General features: G+C 37.1%; 14 protein-coding genes, 1 pseudogene and 1 riboswitch. Of the genes and pseudogenes, 10 read left to right on the forward strand and 5 right to left on the reverse strand.

Translation table 11 applies throughout. From position 1 onward, the window contains the following. Window positions 1-150 precede the first annotated feature (150 nt). Window positions 151-1,332: a CdaR family transcriptional regulator gene (locus tag TY11_RS12390; RefSeq protein ID WP_042146609.1), complete on the reverse strand. Its 1,182-nt coding sequence runs from the start codon at window positions 1,330-1,332 to the stop codon at window positions 151-153. Window positions 1,333-1,508: 176 nt separating this feature from the next. Here TY11_RS12390 and TY11_RS12395 point away from each other — a divergent pair, with 176 nt between their 5' ends. Next, window positions 1,509-2,675, forward strand: coding sequence for an NAD(P)/FAD-dependent oxidoreductase (locus tag TY11_RS12395; RefSeq protein WP_042146611.1), 1,167 nt, complete (start codon window positions 1,509-1,511; stop codon window positions 2,673-2,675). 640 nt (window positions 2,676-3,315) lie between these two features. Beyond that, on the forward strand, window positions 3,316-4,989 hold the full coding sequence (locus tag TY11_RS12400) for a glycoside hydrolase family 13 protein (protein ID WP_042146613.1): 1,674 nt from the start codon (window positions 3,316-3,318) through the stop codon (window positions 4,987-4,989). Between the two features lie 79 nt (window positions 4,990-5,068). On the opposite strand, the pseudogene TY11_RS12405 reads toward TY11_RS12400, so the two are convergent. Both TY11_RS12405 and TY11_RS12410 read right to left on the reverse strand, forming a co-directional pair. Next, a pseudogene (locus tag TY11_RS12405) lies at window positions 5,069-6,160 on the reverse strand (C40 family peptidase). A gap of 116 nt (window positions 6,161-6,276) precedes the next feature. Then, window positions 6,277-7,320, reverse strand: a complete 1,044-nt coding sequence (locus TY11_RS12410; RefSeq protein ID WP_042146615.1) for a YkvI family membrane protein — start codon at window positions 7,318-7,320, stop codon at window positions 6,277-6,279. A gap of 159 nt (window positions 7,321-7,479) precedes the next feature. After that, a riboswitch (cyclic di-GMP riboswitch) is annotated at window positions 7,480-7,564 on the forward strand. An 833-nt stretch (window positions 7,565-8,397) separates the two neighbouring features. Here TY11_RS12410 and TY11_RS12415 point away from each other — a divergent pair. Both TY11_RS12415 and TY11_RS12420 read left to right on the forward strand, forming a co-directional pair. Then, window positions 8,398-9,663: a cation:dicarboxylate symporter family transporter gene (locus tag TY11_RS12415; protein WP_042146617.1), complete on the forward strand. Its 1,266-nt coding sequence runs from the start codon at window positions 8,398-8,400 to the stop codon at window positions 9,661-9,663. A 404-nt stretch (window positions 9,664-10,067) separates the two neighbouring features. Further along, window positions 10,068-10,676: an REP-associated tyrosine transposase gene (locus TY11_RS12420; protein ID WP_231495815.1), complete on the forward strand. Its 609-nt coding sequence runs from the start codon at window positions 10,068-10,070 to the stop codon at window positions 10,674-10,676. On the opposite strand, the gene TY11_RS12425 is transcribed toward TY11_RS12420, so the two are convergent. Further along, on the reverse strand, window positions 10,641-11,102 hold the full coding sequence (locus TY11_RS12425) for an SRPBCC family protein (RefSeq protein ID WP_231495816.1): 462 nt from the start codon (window positions 11,100-11,102) through the stop codon (window positions 10,641-10,643). The genes TY11_RS12420 and TY11_RS12425 overlap by 36 nt on opposite strands. A gap of 293 nt (window positions 11,103-11,395) precedes the next feature. Here TY11_RS12425 and TY11_RS12430 point away from each other — a divergent pair, with 293 nt between their 5' ends. Genes TY11_RS12430 through TY11_RS12440 form a run of 3 tightly spaced genes read left to right on the forward strand, consistent with a single transcriptional unit; the run spans window position 11,396 to window position 14,712 of the window. Then, entirely contained in the window at window positions 11,396-12,922 is a 1,527-nt protein-coding gene (locus tag TY11_RS12430; RefSeq protein ID WP_042146620.1) for an ABC transporter substrate-binding protein, read from the forward strand. Window positions 12,923-12,937: 15 nt separating this feature from the next. Continuing rightward, complete coding sequence (locus TY11_RS12435) at window positions 12,938-13,882, forward strand: ABC transporter permease (protein ID WP_042146622.1); 945 nt, start codon at window positions 12,938-12,940, stop codon at window positions 13,880-13,882. Window positions 13,883-13,887: 5 nt separating this feature from the next. Then, window positions 13,888-14,712 (forward strand): ABC transporter permease, encoded by an 825-nt coding sequence (locus TY11_RS12440; protein ID WP_042146624.1) that lies wholly within the window; start codon window positions 13,888-13,890, stop codon window positions 14,710-14,712. Between the two features lie 72 nt (window positions 14,713-14,784). On the opposite strand, the gene TY11_RS12445 is transcribed toward TY11_RS12440, so the two are convergent. After that, window positions 14,785-16,155, reverse strand: a complete 1,371-nt coding sequence (locus tag TY11_RS12445; RefSeq protein ID WP_042146627.1) for a hypothetical protein — start codon at window positions 16,153-16,155, stop codon at window positions 14,785-14,787. Between the two features lie 250 nt (window positions 16,156-16,405). Between TY11_RS12445 and TY11_RS12450 the strand changes: the two genes are divergently transcribed. From TY11_RS12450 to TY11_RS19870, 3 genes are all read left to right on the forward strand, one after another. Next, entirely contained in the window at window positions 16,406-16,789 is a 384-nt protein-coding gene (locus TY11_RS12450) for an SET domain-containing protein (protein ID WP_042146629.1), read from the forward strand. Window positions 16,790-16,895: 106 nt separating this feature from the next. Then, the gene (locus TY11_RS19865; RefSeq protein WP_052345822.1) at window positions 16,896-17,639 is read left to right on the forward strand and encodes a hypothetical protein; all 744 of its coding nucleotides are present in this window, start codon (window positions 16,896-16,898) and stop codon (window positions 17,637-17,639) included. Between the two features lie 1,007 nt (window positions 17,640-18,646). Then, entirely contained in the window at window positions 18,647-19,615 is a 969-nt protein-coding gene (locus TY11_RS19870) for an FHA domain-containing protein (RefSeq protein WP_052345823.1), read from the forward strand.

The raw sequence follows: 19,615 nt of genomic DNA on the forward strand, positions 1-19,615 counted from the left end.
GTTATTTTGATATCAGTTGTTCAGGTGGGTTTCCACCTGGATAATGTAGAAAGTACCCCACCCTTACTTGATTTAGTCGGTCAAAAGGGTGGGGGTTTTCGTTTATTAGTTAAGTCTTTTACAAATGGGGAGTTATTACATTTCTGAAAACTATGTTTCCAAATAATATCGTTTTAACGTCAAATAAAGCAATGTACAATGTTCAAACGAGTTTAAATCAAGATTTGTTAGTTTCTCTATTTTTTTCAGTCGATAAATCAGTGTATTACGGTGGATATACAGTTTTTCTGCTGTTTTGGTGATATTCATGTTGTTTTGGCAATAATGAAGGAAGCTCTTGGATATTTCTGTAAATTGCTTTTCTTCGATGAGGGCTTTCATTCGAATCTGAACATTACTGCACAAATCATCATCTAGTTTGTAAGGTAACAGTGATGTGAGTACATTCCATTGATGATAGGAAAAAATCGGCGGTTGTATTTTTAACTCTTTTCCGTAATGAAGAAGGGTTTCAGCCTCACGATATGAGGTATGCATAGATTCCAAATAGGATAAGCTCCCTGCTGCAATACGGATAGTTTCATGGGATGATAGTCTTTCTAATAAGGTGTTACTTTGCTGATAGAACCGTTGAATTTGTTCAACATATTGGTCTTCTGTTGGTACTGTTTTGATCAAAAGAATCTTTTCTGTGTTTAAAAATGCCACAAGATCATTTTTCTTCTTCTGAAATGCAGAATTAACCATGCCCAGTAGTTCTTCTTTAAATTTTGCGGTCTTCGATAGCTCGTAATTTTGGTGAATTCTGCTTATGATAGCATCTCCTATATCGATTAAAATGCAGTACCCTCGTAAGTATGGATTGATTTGAAGCATACTGCAATACTCTCTAAGCTTTTCTTGATTTCCTCCTTTGTCGATTAAAATATACTGAATAAAAGCATCCAATAGCGATGTCTCTAGTTCGCTGATTTGCTGACGAATGGTATCCTCCCACATCATTTCTACATGTTGTTTGATTAGCTTAGCATATGGTAACACTTCCTCTGGTTTCCCAATAATACCCAAAACCCCCTTTATTTCCTTATCGAAATAAAGGGGAATTGCCACTCCTGGTAAGACATTTTCCATGTTTTTCGTTGTTTCTTCATCAAAGGACAATAAGCAATTCTTGTTGAGCACTTCCACAGATGGGGAGTGGAGGGTACCAATTCGTTCTGGATTACTATCGCCAATAATATAGCCTTTTTCATCACTAATGCTAATTGGAAATGGCGATATTTTTGAAACCGCTTTCACTATTCTTTGTACGAATTGCACAATATCCTTCATGCCGATAACCTCGCCTTTAATCGTAACTATTTAATTTTATTATAGCATTATTGTTGAACTTGTTAACTTAAAATTATAAAAATTCACGGTATTTTTGTGTGGATTGACTATAGAAATGCATTTTGTTGGCGTGTTATAAATAAGTAAATATTTAAAGGATTGTTGAGGTGGTAGGGATGAAACAAAGGACAGACATTATTATTGTTGGTGGTGGTGTAATTGGTTCGAGTATTGCGTACAATCTAATGAATGATGGATATAGTGGTCAAATTACCGTATTTGAAAAAGATAATATATACGAGTATTCATCTACTGGAAGAAGTGCTGGAGGGATCAGGCAATTATTCACGACGAAAGTGAATATTGAGATTAGTCGCTTTCGGTTAAAGAAATATCAAACATTCGCTGAAGATATGGCCATTAATGATGAAAAGGCGGAAATTGATTTCAGACAACGTGGGTATCTATTTTTAGCTACTAATAAGAACGTAGAGGGCCTGAAGCAGCAATTAGCGTTGCAAAATAAATTAGGAGTACCATCGGAATTCCTTTCTAATGAAGAATTAGCGGCCATTATACCGGAATTAAATACGGAGGATCTTCAGGGAGGACTCTACTGTAGTGAAGATGGTTATTTAGATCCATACTCTGTGATGCAGGGCTATGCCCGAAAAGCACGCCAATTTGGGGTGGAGTATATTTACGAGGAAGTAGATAGGATTTTGGAAGTGGGAGGTAAGGTTACAGGGGTTCAACTAGTCAATGGGGACACGTATGAAGCTCCTATTGTGATTAATTGTGGTGGTCCATGGGCAGCTCAGTTAAGTGAGCTGATGGGCCATCCCATCCCGGTTGTACCATTGAAAAGACAAATCATTCAATATGACATTGAACAGCCACTTCAAAAGCCTCTACCTTTGACCATTGACCCAACAGGGGTATATTTTCGACACGAGGGAAGCTCCTTTATCACTGGTTATAGTGAAAAGGTGAAGCCTGGGATTAATTTTAACTGGAGCAGAGATTTCTTCCTAGAGCAGCTATGGCCAGTGTTAGCGGAACGGATTCCAAATTTTGAACGAGCTAAAATTGTGCGTGGTTGGGCTGGGATTTATAGTCATAACACGGTGGATCAAAATGCCATTGTTGGAGAACATCCACAGGTAAATGGCTATTACCTTGCCTGTGGTTTCAGTGGCCACGGCATGCAGCAGGCACCTGCCGTTGGAAAAGGATTATCGGAGCTGATACGGACCGGGAAGTATGACACATTGGATTTAACACCTTTGCGGTTTGAACGTTTTCAGGAGAAGGATCTAATTATTGAGGGGGCGGTTGTTTAGGGTGAGTTTTCTGTGAGGGGTGTGGATGTCCCTATGGTGTGGCTGAGGGGTACCTATTTAAAGTTACACCAGCTTGCCTTATTCTCGCGAGAGCTAGGTTGTGAGTCGCGTGGTTGAATCGAGTACTCGCGCTAGTTTGTTGCTGTCGGGTGACATTCATGAATTCTCGCGTTGTATTAGCATTTTTACAAGCGACTTTGTTTATATCTCACGTGAGTTTCAAGATATTTCGCGAGCATAATAATAGATAACACAACCAGTATGAAATCATTCTAGAACTATAGAAGATTTCCTGCTGGTTATTAGTTAAAAAACGTGTATGTACAGTACTTTGCAAGAACAGCCTATTAAAAATTTATTATACAATAACTCCGTACCTTTTCTCCTATTAGCAAACCGGTACATTCCTATGACAAGCTAACTATAAGTAGTTAAACACTTCTCCCACTTGTCAATCTACTCTAATCTATGATACGTTTCTAAGGTACTAGCTTTCAAGATAGATTAGCATTACCGTAATCTCAATAGTTATATTGAAATTACGGTAGTTATCCTTCTAAGTGATAGCTATGTAACCGCTTTACTAATGCAATTTAATATTTAAATATAATAAATGTATGTCTTAAGAGGAGTTGTCTTTATGAAAAAACAGTGGTGGAAGGAAAGTGTGGTTTACCAGGTATACCCACGTAGCTTTAATGATAGTAATGGTGATGGAATAGGCGATATTAAAGGAATCACAGAAAAGCTAGATTACTTAAAAAATCTAGGAATCGATGTTATTTGGCTATCTCCAGTTTACAAATCACCGAATGATGATAATGGCTATGACATTAGTAATTACAAGGATATTATGGATGAGTTCGGATCGATGGCAGATTGGGAAGAACTTCTTGCAGAGATTCACAATCGTGATATGAAACTGATTATGGATTTAGTTGTAAACCATTCTTCAGATGAGCACGCTTGGTTTGCAGAGTCTCGTAAATCTAAAGATAACCCTTATCGTGATTACTATATTTGGCGCCCCGGTAAGGATGGGCGTGAGCCAAATAACTGGGAATCGACATTTAGTGGTTCTGCTTGGCAATATGATGAAGCAACCGATGAGTATTTCTTGCATGTTTTCAGTAAAAAACAACCAGATTTAAACTGGGAAAATGAAAAGCTTCGCCGAGAGGTATATGACATGATGAATTGGTGGTTGGATAAAGGAATTGACGGTTTCCGTATGGATGTCATCAACTTTATTTCTAAGGAGGAAGGCCTTCCAGACGCACCAAATCCAGAAGGGAATAAGTACGTTGGCGGGGGACAGTACTATATTAACGGCCCCAAAATTCATGATTATTTACAGGAAATGCATCAAGAAGTTTTGTCTAAACGCGATATTTTAACAGTTGGAGAAATGCCTGGAGCAAGTGTGGAGGATGCAAAACTTTATACGGATCCGAATCGTGAGGAATTAAACATGGTATTTACATTCGAACATATGGATTTAGACTCTGGTCCTGGAGGTAAATGGAATTTTAAGCACCTTCGTTTACGTGATTTGAAGGAAAATATTACGAAATGGCAGAAGGGCTTACATAGTATTGGTTGGAATAGCTTATACTTGAACAACCATGACCAACCAAGAATGGTGTCTCGTTTTGGGGATGATAAGACGTACCGTATAGAATCTGCTAAAATGCTTGGAACATTCTTGCACATGCTACAAGGAACGCCTTACGTTTATCAAGGGGAAGAAATTGGGATGACGAATATTCGCTTTGACTCTATTGATGATTACCGGGATATTGAAATACTGAATATGTATAAGGAAAAAGTGGTGGAAGGTAATGAGCCTCACGACAAAGTAATGGAATCCATATATGTTAAAGGTCGTGACAATGCAAGAACCCCAATGCAATGGGATGAGAGTGAAAATGCTGGATTTACAACTGGTACACCATGGATCGAAGTGAATCCAAATTATAGGGAAATTAATGCAGAACAAGCGGTTAAGGATAACAATTCCATTTATCATTATTACCGTAAACTGATTCAATTACGTAAGGAAAATCCAATTATTGTTTATGGCGACTATACATTATTGGATGAGGAGAATGAGAAGGTTTATTCCTATTTGAGAAGCTATAACAATCAAAGACTTCTTGTTGTAACAAACTTTAGTGCAGAGGAATTGGACTATAAGGTTCCTGCTGAGTTTTCGGATGGTGAGTTATTGATTGGCAATTATCTGGATGTCGATAGGACGGTTGAAAGTACTATTCAGTTGAGACCTTATGAGGCAAGAGTTTATATTGGTTAAATGAGTAAAGGCACAACTAGCGGGATTACTTTTGCTAGTTATGCCTTTTTATTTGTTTCACATTTCGTTATTGTTTTTTTTAATAAAACCTTTTAAACCCTTCAAAGTGCTTTTTCCAATAAGCATTATCTAAACTAGTAATGACCACGCCATCACTTGAAGCATGGATGAATTCATTGTTTCCAATATATATCCCAACATGGGAAATACCAGATTTGTAGGTTCCTTCAAAGAATACTAGATCGCCAACCTTGGGTGTATTTACATAATAGGAACGCATATGGTAGCCTTCACTTGAATAACGGTTAGTGTTCAATCCGGCTTCTTTATAGGCATAGTAAATAAATCCACTACAGTCAAATCCATTAGGCGTTGCTCCACCCCATACATAGCCAACTCCTAATTGGTTTTTGGCTGTTTTAATTAATTGGTCGACATTATAGCTAATCTCCTTGGGAGGTGTTTCAGCCTTAGGAGTTTCTACTTTTGCGCCATCCCCAATAGTTAGCTTTTGTCCAATATAAATCATATCGGATTTTAAGTTATTCCATTTCTTTAAGTTTGCTACGGTAACTTTATGTTCTATTGCGATTCGTGACAAGGTGTCACCTGACTTAACCGTGTAAACAGAAGTAGATGGAACCTTTTGATCTTTAGAGTTGTTTGTTGGTTTTTCCACTTTCTGATCTGCTTTGTTGTTCGGCTTCTCCGTTTTAGCTGGTTCCGGTTTGTTTACTACAAAAACATTTCCTGGATAAATCAGTGTCGAATTTAGGTTATTCCATTTCATTAAATTTTGAAGTCAAACCTTGTGTTTGGAGGCAATCCCACTTAGTGTATCACCAGATTTAACCGTATATGTAGTAGCTTTTGCCGTACTTGGTTTTTGTGATTCTTTTGGTTTGGTAGTTTCGGTTTTATTACTTGTATTATTGTTAGATGAAGTTCTTTCTGTTACAAGGACTTGATTCGGGAAAATGATATCACTTGTTAAATTATTGAACGATTTCAATTGTGTAACACTTACATTATGTTTTTGTGCAATCACCCAGAGTGAATCGCCGCTCTGAACTTTGTACGTGCTTGCTGCCTCTGCTTCTTCCACACCAAATAATGCAGATGCAATGAAAGCAGTCGCAGTCACCGACATAAATATTTTCTTATTACCCAATACTATACCTCCCCATAAACTATTATTCTATGAAGATAGTATACTATAGTTTTGTCGAAGATAGTAGATTTATGTGGAAAAACAGGTAAAAATAGCCATGTCATTTATCTCAGATATTAATTACTTGGGATTCTCTTCATAACTAATATCACAAAATAAAACAATCCAATATACCCAAATAACGGATAAAGGACAGAGAGTAACTGGCCATATCCATACTGCTGACTAATTATAAAGATAATCAATAAAATACCCAATACTGCATGATTATTTTTTACCCCGAAACTCATCTTCACTTGGCGACTTATCCCATATACATTGGCTGTTACCGTATTAAATATTTCACTAAAGATAATTAGTAAGAACAACATATGTATGAGTCCACCGAATTGCTTTACAATTTCTGCCATTGGAATTTCGAAGGCGAATGTTGCCGGATTCACCAATAAGGAAAAATGGCTTAATAGTAATAGAATAAGTAATCCAAGTCCTCCTAAGAAACCGCCCCATCGTAATATTTTTTCATCTTTCATTTCTTTCCCTAAAGGGACGAGGACAACCATTGCAGTAATTACATTAAAGGACGCATAAGTAAAAGGTGATATTGCCCAAAACGGATGTTCCGGGATTTTGATGGATAAAAAGGGAGTGAGTAATTGTGCTGGATCGTGGTCAAATATAGAAACAAATATAAAGAAACCAAACAGAATGATTAATGGAACAATGTAAGAATTAATCGCAAATAATCCTTTTAATCCTTTCATTACTACTAGATAAGCGAGTAGAATCGTAGATATTATCCCGACAAAGTATGGAACACCTAACTGTTCATGAAAAACAGCTCCTGCACCTGATAACATCACCGAGGTAACGGACATCACAATGATAAAAATCATGATATTTATCAGTTTTCCCCATTTAATACCAAACAAATATTCATTAAACTCCTTATAAGAATAAGCTTCAATCTGTGCAGAGATTAACATGATCTTCGTTCCAAAATAGGTTAGGAGATAACAGCTAATGATAATACCTATTGTCCCAAGCGCTCCAAAGTTACTAAAGAATGTTACAATTTCCTTTCCCGTTGCAAAACCAGCCCCAATAACGGTACCGATATAAGTTGCCGCTACAAGTATTATGGCTATCCAATGTTTCATCACGCATACCTCCTACTACATGTATATGATGTTTGGAAGAAGATTAGACAAGCTTTGTGGAGTGCACTTAATGGAATTTCTAGGATGGTTACTGAGTATATATTCTAATCTACCTTGACATTACTCGAATATCATAGAATAATAGTACATAATAATTATCGTATGAAAGGGCAAATTCACTGAAAGGTGAAGACGCAAAACTATATAGGCTAACGTTAAATAACCATGCCAGCCAGCTACCGAATACATGTTCCTCCGTACGATTCATTAACCATAATGGAGGTATCTTTTATGCGATGGGTACATAGATTTGTGTATTCCTACTATTCTACTATTAATAAGGATTGTATTAATTCGGAATACAAGTTAGTACTTAAAAAGCGTATGTCATACCATGAATTAAAATTATGATACCAAGGCGGTTTACTCGTTATATGAAACGAGTGGGTCGTCTTTTAATTTCTTGGTGTAAGTGTTGTGAGAGGGAGTCACGCGGGAACTTTAGGAAATTGCTGGGATTTAGTCGGAAACACTTGAGGTATGATGAATAACGCGCAACGGAGATGATTTGGCGTGGAAACATTGCTAAGGTGTGCGAGTTAGAGTGCTGCTTCTCTTGAGAATAATGCATGCTCTTGTGACTTCGTAGTGATGTCGCATGAGCTAGTTCATATCCTACTCTGAAAATTATGTGAAATAGTTCACTATTTACAAAAATGGTGATTTTGGGGTAAAATAAATACGTATTATCGAAATTAATTTCCTATATCTGTGTAACTTCATGTTTAAATTGGTAGTTCTGCATAATGGAATATACTCTTCTTTAGGGCTTATTTTTCCCCCACGGGCCCGATTATGTCAACGTTTATAAAAACGATATATGTGGCGAAATATGAATCGACACAACGGGTGTGTCTTTTTATTTTGCAAGGAATTTATAGCGATGACTTTGGATGTTGCCTACCCTATAGGCGAACGTCAAGTTTTCTATTACTTCGGATAAAATAGTGTAATAGATTTTTTACCTTGCCAAAGCACAGTTTATTCAAATACATCAAGAAGGTAGGGCGATTTTTTATGAAAAAATTCAAATTAAGTTTAGCTAGCCAAATTTTTATCGGTCTAATTTTAGGGATTATCGTTGGTGGGTTATTTTACGGAAGTGAAACAGCACAAAGTATTTTACAACCATTTGGTGACCTATTTATCCGTTTAATTAAAATGATTGTAGTTCCAATTGTGTTATCAAGTATTATTGTTGCGGTTGCAGGTGTTGGTGATATTAAATCCGTTGGGAAACTTGGGGCGAAATCATTAACTTACTTTATTGGTATGACGTTGGTAGCAATTGCTATCGGTCTTATCTCGGCCAATATATTTCAGCCTGGTGCTGGTCTAAATATGGACAAGCTTGAGCAAACGGACATCTCAAGTTATGTATCCACATCGGAAGAACAAGAAGGAAAATCAATTGCAGATACGCTACTTCATATTGTTCCAACCAATCCTATTGAAGCAATGGTGGAAGGTGATATGCTAGCAATTATCTTCTTTTCTGTAGTATTTGGTCTAGGAGTTGCTGCCATTGGTGAGCGAGGTAAGCCGGTACTAAGATTCTTCGAAGGTGTGGCACATGCTATGTTCTATGTGACCAACCTATTTATGAAATATGCGCCAATCGGCGTCTTTGCTTTGATTGGTGTAACCATTTCGAAATATGGATTTACTTCACTGATTCCATTGGGTAAATTGGCTATTACGGTTTATGGAACGATGATTTTCTTTGTAATTGTGATTTTAGGGTTAATGGCCAAGATTATTGGATTAAATATCTTTAAATTATTGAAGTTGATTAAGGAAGAATTATTATTAGCATTCTCAACTTCTAGTTCGGAGACAGTGCTTCCAAGAATTATGGAAAAGATGGAGAAAGCAGGAAGTCCAAAGCACATTGCATCATTTGTTATTCCAACTGGATACTCGTTTAATCTAGATGGTTCTGTTTTATACCAAGCGATTGCATCCTTATTTATTGCCCAAATGTTTGGAATTGAACTTAGTATTTGGCAACAAATTACACTGATGTTAGTCTTGATGATCACATCAAAAGGAATGGCCGGAGTTCCAGGTGTATCCTTTGTCGTTCTATTAGCGACATTTAGTACGATTGGTCTTCCAGCTGCTGGATTAGCGTTTATCGCCGGTATCGACCGTATATTAGATATGGGACGCACAGCCGTAAACGTAGTAGGAAATTCCCTAGCAGCCCTAGTCATCGCTAAATGGGAAGGACAATATAATCCCCCAGTTGAAGATGTGGTAGAGGATGGAGTAACTGCTTAGACGGTATTTGGGGTTCCTTAGTTTTAAGGTGCCTGTCACTCCTCGAATAAGCTCGAAGTTTGTCGAAGGAATATGGTTTGATTCATAATTTTATTTTCGCCCGATTTGCTAATGTACGGCTGTAAACAGTTAAGCCGTGTATCAGCAAATCGGGTTTTTTATCGACATAATCTAATTAGAGGGACAGTCCCTCGCCACTTTAAAGTGCTAAAGTGTTGAGGGACTGTCCCTGCTATCACTATTTTATTATTTTGTTTTATGTTTTTTGTGCTAAAACTGTGTATTTTCTATTGAAAGTGTAAGTATTGAAACTTACACCCCTCCCATAAAGAGTTTTTCTTCATTTGTAATATTTTTTTATCGGCATTATACTTTCTCCTAAACAATGAAAGGAGTTTTGTAAAATGCCAAGGAAGCATCGTGTATGGTTTCCCGGTGCTACATATCATATTACTGCTCGGGGAAACCGTAAAGATACGATTTTTTATGATACGGAGGACTATGAAACTTATTTAGAGCTATTGTATGTATGTAAAGATAGGGACCAGCTTGAACTTCATGCATACTGCCTCATGCCTAACCACATTCATCTTCTTATGGAGACTAAGGATACACCCCCAGGTAAAATTATAAAGTACATCCACATGAATTACGCTATCGCCTTTAATAAAAAATATAATTTCACAGGACATTTGTTTCAAGGAAGGTACAATGCAAAACTAGTACTGGATGATCAATATTTTCTTCAAGCCAGCAAATACATCCATTTAAATCCTACAGAGGCTAATATCGTAAAAAATGTGGGAGACTATAAATGGAGTAGCTATCGCGCGTACTTAGGAGTGGAAGTGCCTATTGTAACAACAGAAAAAACGCTTAAGCACTTCCAAACAAGTGAGGATTACATCAAATTTGTTCTAAAAAAAGAAGAAACCTCAACGCTTTATCACTTTAAAGCGTTGAGGGACTGTCCCTCTTTAATTAAAATCTCTCATTTCCAAGTAGTTTTTTAGCTTTTGAATTTGTTCCTTATATATAAATTTTCCCAGTCCTCCAAAAAGCTTCGTTATGATGCGATAGTATAGGTTGCTTGGGATTATACTCGATTCCAATACAATCCTTGTTCCATCGTAATCTCTATAAAGATAATATCTAGTAAAAGCTTTTCCTTCCTTTGAGTAACCTTCCATCATAATTTTATTAGGAGGATCGTACTCGGTTAATACAATTTCTGTTCTAATAGTTTTCTTTTCAATTCGTTGAACGGACGTAAATTTGGTTCCTGGAATATTCTCTTGCTTCCCATTTTCATAGATATTCTCCACAAAAAAGTCATTCCAAATTCTGATCTTTTCGTCATCATCTAAATAATCAAACACAACATCAATCGGTGCATAAATAAATTCTTCCAAACGAAATAATAATTTTTCTTCCATCATGTTCCCTATCTTTCTACCATAATATAGGGGGAATAGAAATCCCTTAGGAAGATTATACTTGGGATTTTGGTGCCTGTCACTCCCCTAGTTATGTCGTATCCTGTCTACTGGAAAAGAATAGTTCTCATGGAGGACTTTCGACAATATAATACAAAAACCGGGGAGTGACAGGCACCCATAAACAAGGTTATAATTATGTTTAGTTGTTATATGTTTTTTTGTAAACGGTGTCATGTCGTTTGCTATTTTTATAGATTAATGGATTTGAACTTTGCTTAAAAAGGGGATTTTTTATGCGAACGTTTTATAAGAATTTATGTTTGATAGGTATTTTGTTTTTGATTGTTATGTTGGTTAGTGCTTGTTCTGGAAAAGAGGCTGGTAATGCGGCTAAGGATACCAATGATGTTAATATCCGCATTAATAATGATCCAGACTTTCTGGACCCACATATGGCAGAAGCATCGATCACGTTCCAAATGCTTCTTAATATTTATGATGGGTTGTTAGTTGGAGATACGGATGGTTCTTTGAAACCTGCACTTGCTGAAGATTATCTTGTTTCTGATGATGGACTAACATATACATTTACTATCCGTGATGGTGTGACGTTTCACAATGGTGATCCATTAACGGTAGAGGACATCCAGTATAGTTTTGACCGTTTAATGGGTACGGAAACAGGTGAGCCTTTATCATCCGATTTTGAAAATGTTGCTTCATTAGATACACCAGATGACAAGACTTTTGTTATCACGTTAAAAGAACCGAATTCAGCTTTTCTTTCTTATTTAACCGCACTAAATTCGGCCATCTTGCCGAAAAGCAATGATGGTAAACATAATGAACATCCAATTGGGACTGGAGCATTTACATTTAATAGCTATAGCCCTGAAAACAATCTTGTGTTAGAAAAAAATGAGAGCTACTGGAAAGAAGGCTTACCTTACTTAGATAAAGTGACATTTACATTCCAGCCTGATGATCAAACAGCGCTACTTTCTCTACAAGCGGGAGAAATGGATATTGTAGCAGTTGGTTCACACCGTGTACCTGAAGTGGAAGATCAATTTAATCTGGAATATCAAGATAGCAACTCGGTATTACTTGTTGGTTATAACCAAGAGAGAGAACCTTTTCAAGATATACGTGTACGCCAGGCAATTAGTTATGCAGTCAATAAGGACGACGTAATTGAGGCTGCTTTTTCCGGTTATGCAACGAAGCTTGGATCCAATATGAGTCCTGCTATGGGAGATGTTTATATGGAAGGCTTGGAAGATGTATATAAGCGTGATGTGGAAAAAGCAAAAGCTTTACTTGCAGAAGCAGGATATGAGGATGGGTTTAGCACAACCATTTCTATTTCTTCTCATGCGGCATTATATACCAATGTTGCTCAAGTTGTGGTGGAGAATTTAAAAGAAGTGGGTATTGATGCAGAAATTGAAGTGGTGGAGTGGGGCGTCTGGTTAGACAGAGTCTACCAAGGTAGAGACTATGAAATGACAATTATTGATTTTACTGGGGTTTTATCGCCGTATGAAACGATTAATCGCTATGTGACGGATGCTGATAATAACTTCTTTAACTTCCATAATCCTGAATATGACCAATTAATGAGCGAGGTTTTAGTGGAATCTAACCTGGATCGTCAAAAGGAAATCTATCATCGCTTACAGGAAATTTTAAGTGAAGAAGCAGCTGCGGTGTATTTAGCTGATTATCAAATTATTTGGGCATTGAACCCGAAATTGGAAGGATATAAGTTGTACCCTTATTTCTATCATGATCTTTCCGAAGTGAAGTACACCGAATAGAAGGGGATTTCAACTATGGCCTATTTCTTTCGAAGGATATTATTGCTTTTGGTAACGGTGTTTCTTGTATCACTGATTACCTTTGCAGTTTTTCAAATTATACCCGGTGATCCAATCCGGATTATGCTCGGACCGGAAGCGGATGAAGCGCGGGTGGAAACCTTGGAAAAACAACTTGGATTGGACCAAGCCCTTCCAATCCAGTATGTAAACTGGATGAGTGGTGTTTTTACAGGCGATTTAGGGGATTCCATTCGATTTTCTCGGCCGGTTTCGGAGTTAATTGCAGACCGTTTACCGGTTACACTTTCTCTGGCATTCCTTTCAATAGCGATTGTGATAATGGTGGCGATTCCTTTAGGGATTTACATTGCAAAAAGACCGAATACCTTACGTGATTTCGTTTTTTCGTCTGTCACACAGGTTGGGATGGCCATTCCTTCTTTCTGGTTAGGGATGATTTTAATGCTTGGTTTGGGCATGTCGTTTCAGTTTTTTTCCATCAGTGGATATGTTCCATGGTCAGAAAGTATTACCGGTGCAATAGGATCATTACTTTTGCCAGCGATTACGATTGCCATTCCGCAGATTGCTATTTCATTTCGATATATCCGTAATACCATTTTGGAGCAATTGCAATTGGATTATGTACGGACAATTCGAAGTAAAGGGATAACGGAAAGGGCAGTGATATATAGGCATGTGTTACGCAATGCAATGATTCCAATTCTTACCGTGTTCGGATTGATTTTTGCAGAAGTGGTTGCAGGAACGATTATTGTGGAACAGGTTTTTGGACTTCCGGGGTTTGGCAGTTTATTGATTACAAGTATTAGTTATCGTGATTTTCCTTTGATACAAGGGATTGTCATGTATATTACAATTGTTGTGGTAATTATTAACTTTGTTATCGATATGCTTTATGCTGTCTTGGATCCTCGCATTCGGTTAGGGGAGTAAGGCGAATGAAACGAATTCGAAAGTATGGGAAAAATATCAACCTTGTGATCGGCGGATCCATCTTACTTATGTTTTTAATCATGATGGTTGTGAGTTTTTTATACACCCCATATGATGTCAATACGATGGATATTGCGAACAAATTGCTGCCACCTAGTGGTGAACATTGGTTTGGAACGGATGAGTTTGGTCGTGATATATTCAGTAGGATTATGGTTGGAACGCAAACAGCGTTTTTTGTTGGCACGGTCTCTGTGGGGATTGGTATGGTTCTTGGGGTGTTAATCGGTGGTATTTCTGGATACCTAGGTGGTTGGGTTGATGAAATCATTATGCGAGTTATTGATGCACTCATGGCATTTCCGGGAATCATTTTGGCATTGATGCTTGTTGCGGTTTTTGGTTCTGGGATGGTGAATACATCCATTGCGCTAGGACTAATGGCAATTCCGGGGATTGCAAGGATTGCAAGAAGTGGTTTTTTGCAAAGTAAAGACGCGGAGTATGTACAGGCTGCCAGGTTAATGGGACAGACACAAGTAAGAATTATGACGAAGCATATTTTGCCTAATGTCATGTCTCCGCTGATAGTTGCTGCATCAATTGCCTTTGCGGTGGCCTTGTTAGCGGAAGCTGGCTTAAGCTACCTAGGGTTGGGTGTCCAACCACCAGATCCAAGCTGGGGGCGGATGTTGAAGGATTCGCAAGGTTATTTGGTAAGCGCACCTTGGTATACCTATGCACCAGGTGTAGTGATTACACTGATGGTGTTAGGGTTTTATATGTTGAGTAATGCGATACGGGACATAAGTGATCCTAGATCGCGGTAGTTTGAGAGGTGCTAATTTTATCGAATTTATTTCCCGTTAATGTGGCTGGAGGGGGACTGTCCCCCCTCTTAATCACTTTTCAATCTTCTCCAATTCATTCACAAATGCAGGTTTTCGCTCATACATATTTTTCAATGTACTTACCATTTCTTCAAACTTAGCTTCTCCCAATGCTTCTTTATAGACCTTTAATTTTTTGCAAATATTACGGTACTCTTTACGATTGATGGCCTGTTTCGCTTCAGATAGAATATACATGTGAAATATTTCCTTAACTCTGCCTTTATATTCTTTTAACAAATAGGAATAAAGCTCTACTATAGTTGAAGGCGATTGTTCCACATATTTAAGTATTTTATCACTTCTATTTTCTGCTTTAGCAATATATTCATATACATGTGGAAGATATCCTGTTCGCTCTTCAAATAAATTAAATATCTTTTCTATAGCATCTTTCCATTCTTCTGATGAGTATAATTCCTTCAGTTTCCCATAGGCTTCATATCCATTATCCAGCACAAACTCCTGGAGGATTTCTTTTTGTTTTTGGATATCCTCGGTAGCCTCATATACTTGAAGTCGATATTCCTTCCATTTCTTCACAAGACCAGGATATAAACAATCATTCTGTTCTCCTTCTTCACAAAGCCTTAAGGCAGTTTTATAATTTTCATTTCCTATTTCTTTTTCGATAGCCATTTTTCGAAACTCATCATAATTCAGGTGCCTATTTACGAACTGAGCAGCTAAATCCATTTCGCCATTTCGTTCTAAAATCTTCAACTGAAGCTGTAAAATCGCTTGTTTGTCATAATCAGATGACCATGAAGAAACAGTTGAAACTTTGCTTAGCAGGTTTTCTAAGATTTCCTCCAGTTTTCTTCGAGCTGAAGAAAGCGCAGAATAAATAGAACAAACATCTAATAACGCATAACGCGTGTCATTCCAACCATCATAACGCTTGTTCATTGCTTCCTTAAGAATCAAATCAAAGGTATTTTCTTGTACACGATGAATGGTAGAAAGTAATACTAGTGAAGATGCATCTTTGAGAAGGGTAATACTTTCATTTATCACATATCCAATTTCCCCACCAGAATCATCCGTGTATTGTAACATGTCAATGACAATAGAAAGTACCGCAATTCCTAACTTAACCGCAGTTTCCTCTTCGCCATTGTTTAGTTTACTCCTACCTTTATCAAGCACCATCTCCGCACCTTGAAGCGCAGTATGAACATTTCGCCACGAAATAAATCCTTGTCTTTTGTTTTCATTGATATACTTTCTTATCAATTGTTTACTAGCTTTCACTTCATCATTTGGGGTGACTAGTTTAAACTCGATCTTCTTAGCCACATTTTGATCACTTTCCACTAGCTCCATGATTAATTCAACTAATTCCTTTTTCGAAAGCTTTGTTACTTCCCTCTTTAAATCCACGGTTGGACTCCTCTCATAACACACATATAATATTAGTGTAGCATAACTTCATAAGGCACTCTTACATGACTAGTGAGTTCTTGTCTAGCCTAATCGTTTAAAAAGGAACACATAAAGAAATGCATTTGGCACATAAATAATTTATGAACCTCATTTCTTTGTAGACTTTTTTCTCAACTTTCAATTGTTAGCCCATTCTTACGATTCGTGTTACAGTTATAAGACATTTTAAATTGGGTAGGTGAACTTGTTGATAGAAATAAAAGCATCGTTAATTAGTGAAGGGGAATTTAATAGGGGCGTATTTGCTACACGGGATATCAAAAAAGGTGAGCTTTTTCATGAAGCACCTGTTATTTCCTATCCGAATGATCAACATGAACACATAGAGAAAACCATCCTTGCTGATTATACATTTGAGTATGGAATCAATCACTCCGCTATCCTCCTTGGATATGGCATGTTGTTTAATCATTCTTATGAACCTAATGCTAATTATAAAATTAATTTTGATAATCATACCTTTGATTTTTATGCATTCACCGATATAAAAGCGGGTGATGAGATTCTAATTAATTATAATGGTAATGTGGATGATAAAGATCCGCTGTGGTTTAATCAAGACGAAAACTAAACAAAATTTCACGAGTTAGTCTCACGGCTCCCTCATCCCTAACAAATCCGAATATCTCCAATTAATATTGTCCATACTAAAACCACAAAATAAGGAGGGATTTAGTATGTCTGAAAATGATAAAAAACCCTTTTATAAAAAATGGTGGTTTTGGTTAATTGTTATCATCATATTATTGTTTGCACTCTTCGGTGGTGGAGATGAGGAAGACCAACCACAAGATACGGATACAGGGACAGAAGATGCCCAAAATAATGAAGATGAGGCAGGGGAAAATGAGACGGACACTGGTGATGAAGGTGCAGAAGAAGAGGAACCTGCAGAAGAATCTAATACCCGTGACAACGCTTCAGCAGAGGAGACGACCCTTAATGCTGGTAAATTCGAAGTTGGAACGGATATCCCAGTAGGACGTTACGTTATTACCGGGGATGGAATGGGAAATCTGTTTGTGTATGATGAGGATGGACTACCAGTAGTTAATGAAATACTGGATTCTAGTACTGAAATGGGAGTATCTAGTGTTACAACTGATTTAGAAGATGGACAGGAAATTGAGATTTCTGGCTTGGATGCTGTGAAATTTACACCTGCTGAAACCAAAATTTCCAACAAGCTTTCTGCTGGTTCATGGGAAGTTGGATTAGATATTGAGCCAGGTAGATATGATGCTAGTACTCCAAGTGGAATGGGTAATTTTGTCGTCTACAATGATATGGGATTGCCGAGCACGAATGAAATTCTCGATGCTACTGGTGACATGGGTGTTACGAAGGTTACGGTAACCTTGGAAGAAGGGCAGCAAATTTCAATTAGTGGATTGAATGAAGTCAATTTTGAAGCAAAATAAATTAAGAAGGGACAGTCCCTCACCACTCTAACGCGTTAGTGTAGTGAGAGACTGTCCCTTTCTATGGTGTTCGACAAAAAAACCTAAGACTTTAGTCTAGTTTTGGGGAAATATATGAAGTCTTGTAGTGACAATTTCATAGAAAACGTCATGTTTAATGGGGCCTTTAGCCTCAGTGACAAATTTTGAACTAGCATGGTAGAATTTTACTATGTAATTCATTTGAAAATTGCCGTTATGTTAATTTAATATGGCACGCTCCTAAGGAACTAAATTGAAATATAATATATATACTGCTCCTTTTGGTGTATAAAAAGGACTACATTTACATATATAACTAATTTAGTACCAACTACCTACCGGGTTCTCTTTAAATAACTAAGCTATATATACTGGGGAGAAATAAGACAGGTAAGGTCATGGAAATGTATCTAAAGTAAGAAAAGGTATTAAGGCCATTTGTAAGTCAAAAAGTGGAAGTAGTACCTGATGATGAAGCGTATGAACCCCCTAAAATTGACTATTTTTATCGTTCACTTCGGTTTAAAAGAGACATTGAGGAAGCAACCTTTAAGAACGATTAAAAACCACCAGATGCAATTGATGAAGAAGCCCCTTTAATGTTAGTAATTTGCCACTCCATGTCGTCGGGGATAGCGACTCTTATTTTTGCTATGAATAGGGCTTTGTAATATGGCGATGCCTTCCGATTCTATGGCCGATATTGACGAGAAGTATGACCAAAAGCGTAGGTGTAAATGTACAAACGTTAATTATTCTGATAAAAGGTTCTCCATTATAATGATAATCTACAGAAGATTTATATATACTAAGTGAATCCCCTAAGAACATACACAACATTCCAATCACACTAACTTAATATGAAGACCATATTTCGGGTGACGAGCAATCAAGCGAATGAATGTTTTCGTACATATCTTTTCTCATTCATAGGAATTCAAGCCAAATAGTTTGGAAGATTCCAATTATATATATAGGAGAGACTCATGGGAAATGGAGAAGTTGATCTTAACAAAAATCAATATGTCGTGGTAAATAGGTTAGTCCAGAATGAGGCAATTAATGAACGCGAATTGCATTCCATTGCAAATGGGTTGTTTCCAAGTCTTCTTCCGATTTATGTGGAAAAGGAGAAGAATAGTGTTCTGTTAAAGAGCTCAATAGAAGGCATGGTGCCTCTGAATATATATTTTAGTGGTATTGTCCATAGGAAAATGTTTTTAGAAGTAATCTATCAACTTGTGGGGATTGCCAAACAATGTGAAACGAACCTGATGAATATGAACAACTTGATGCTAGATGTAGATTGTATCTTTCTAGACCATAGGACGAAGGCAGTAAAATGTATATTTTGGCCGATTGTAAACAACCATAACCCGATTTTTATTTCTGAGTTTTTTAAGGATATTCCATTTCGACTCGTATTTAATAAGCACGAGGATCATAATTATGTCTCTACATATTTACAGTATTTTAATGATCATGCCCCTTTTTCCATTCATAACTTTGAGAAAGTCATTTTAGAATTAATGGGGAAAAAAGAGAAAGAAATTACAATGGGTAATCATGTTACCCCAGGAAGCTTCCTTGAAACGACCGTATTAGGTGCAGAAAACTTAGATGGCACAACCGTTCTAGATGTTGATGTATATGAAGAGCCATCTTTTCCTTATTTAATTAGAGAAAGTAATCAAGAAAAAATCTCGATTGATAAGCCCTCTTTTCGAATTGGTAAGGAAAAAAGGTATTGTGACTATTTTATTTCTAATAATCAAACGATTAGTCGTAGCCATGCTGATATTATTACACGTGATGAACGCTACTATATTATCGATAATAATTCTACGAATAAGACATTCGTGGATCAGCGGGTTATCCCGGTACTCAAAGAGATAGAGATATTCTCAGGGACAAAAATAAGACTAGCAAATGAAGATTTCGTATTTTACATATAG

This window comes from Paucisalibacillus algeriensis, from assembly GCF_000577245.1.
Classification (GTDB): domain Bacteria; phylum Bacillota; class Bacilli; order Bacillales; family Amphibacillaceae; genus Ornithinibacillus.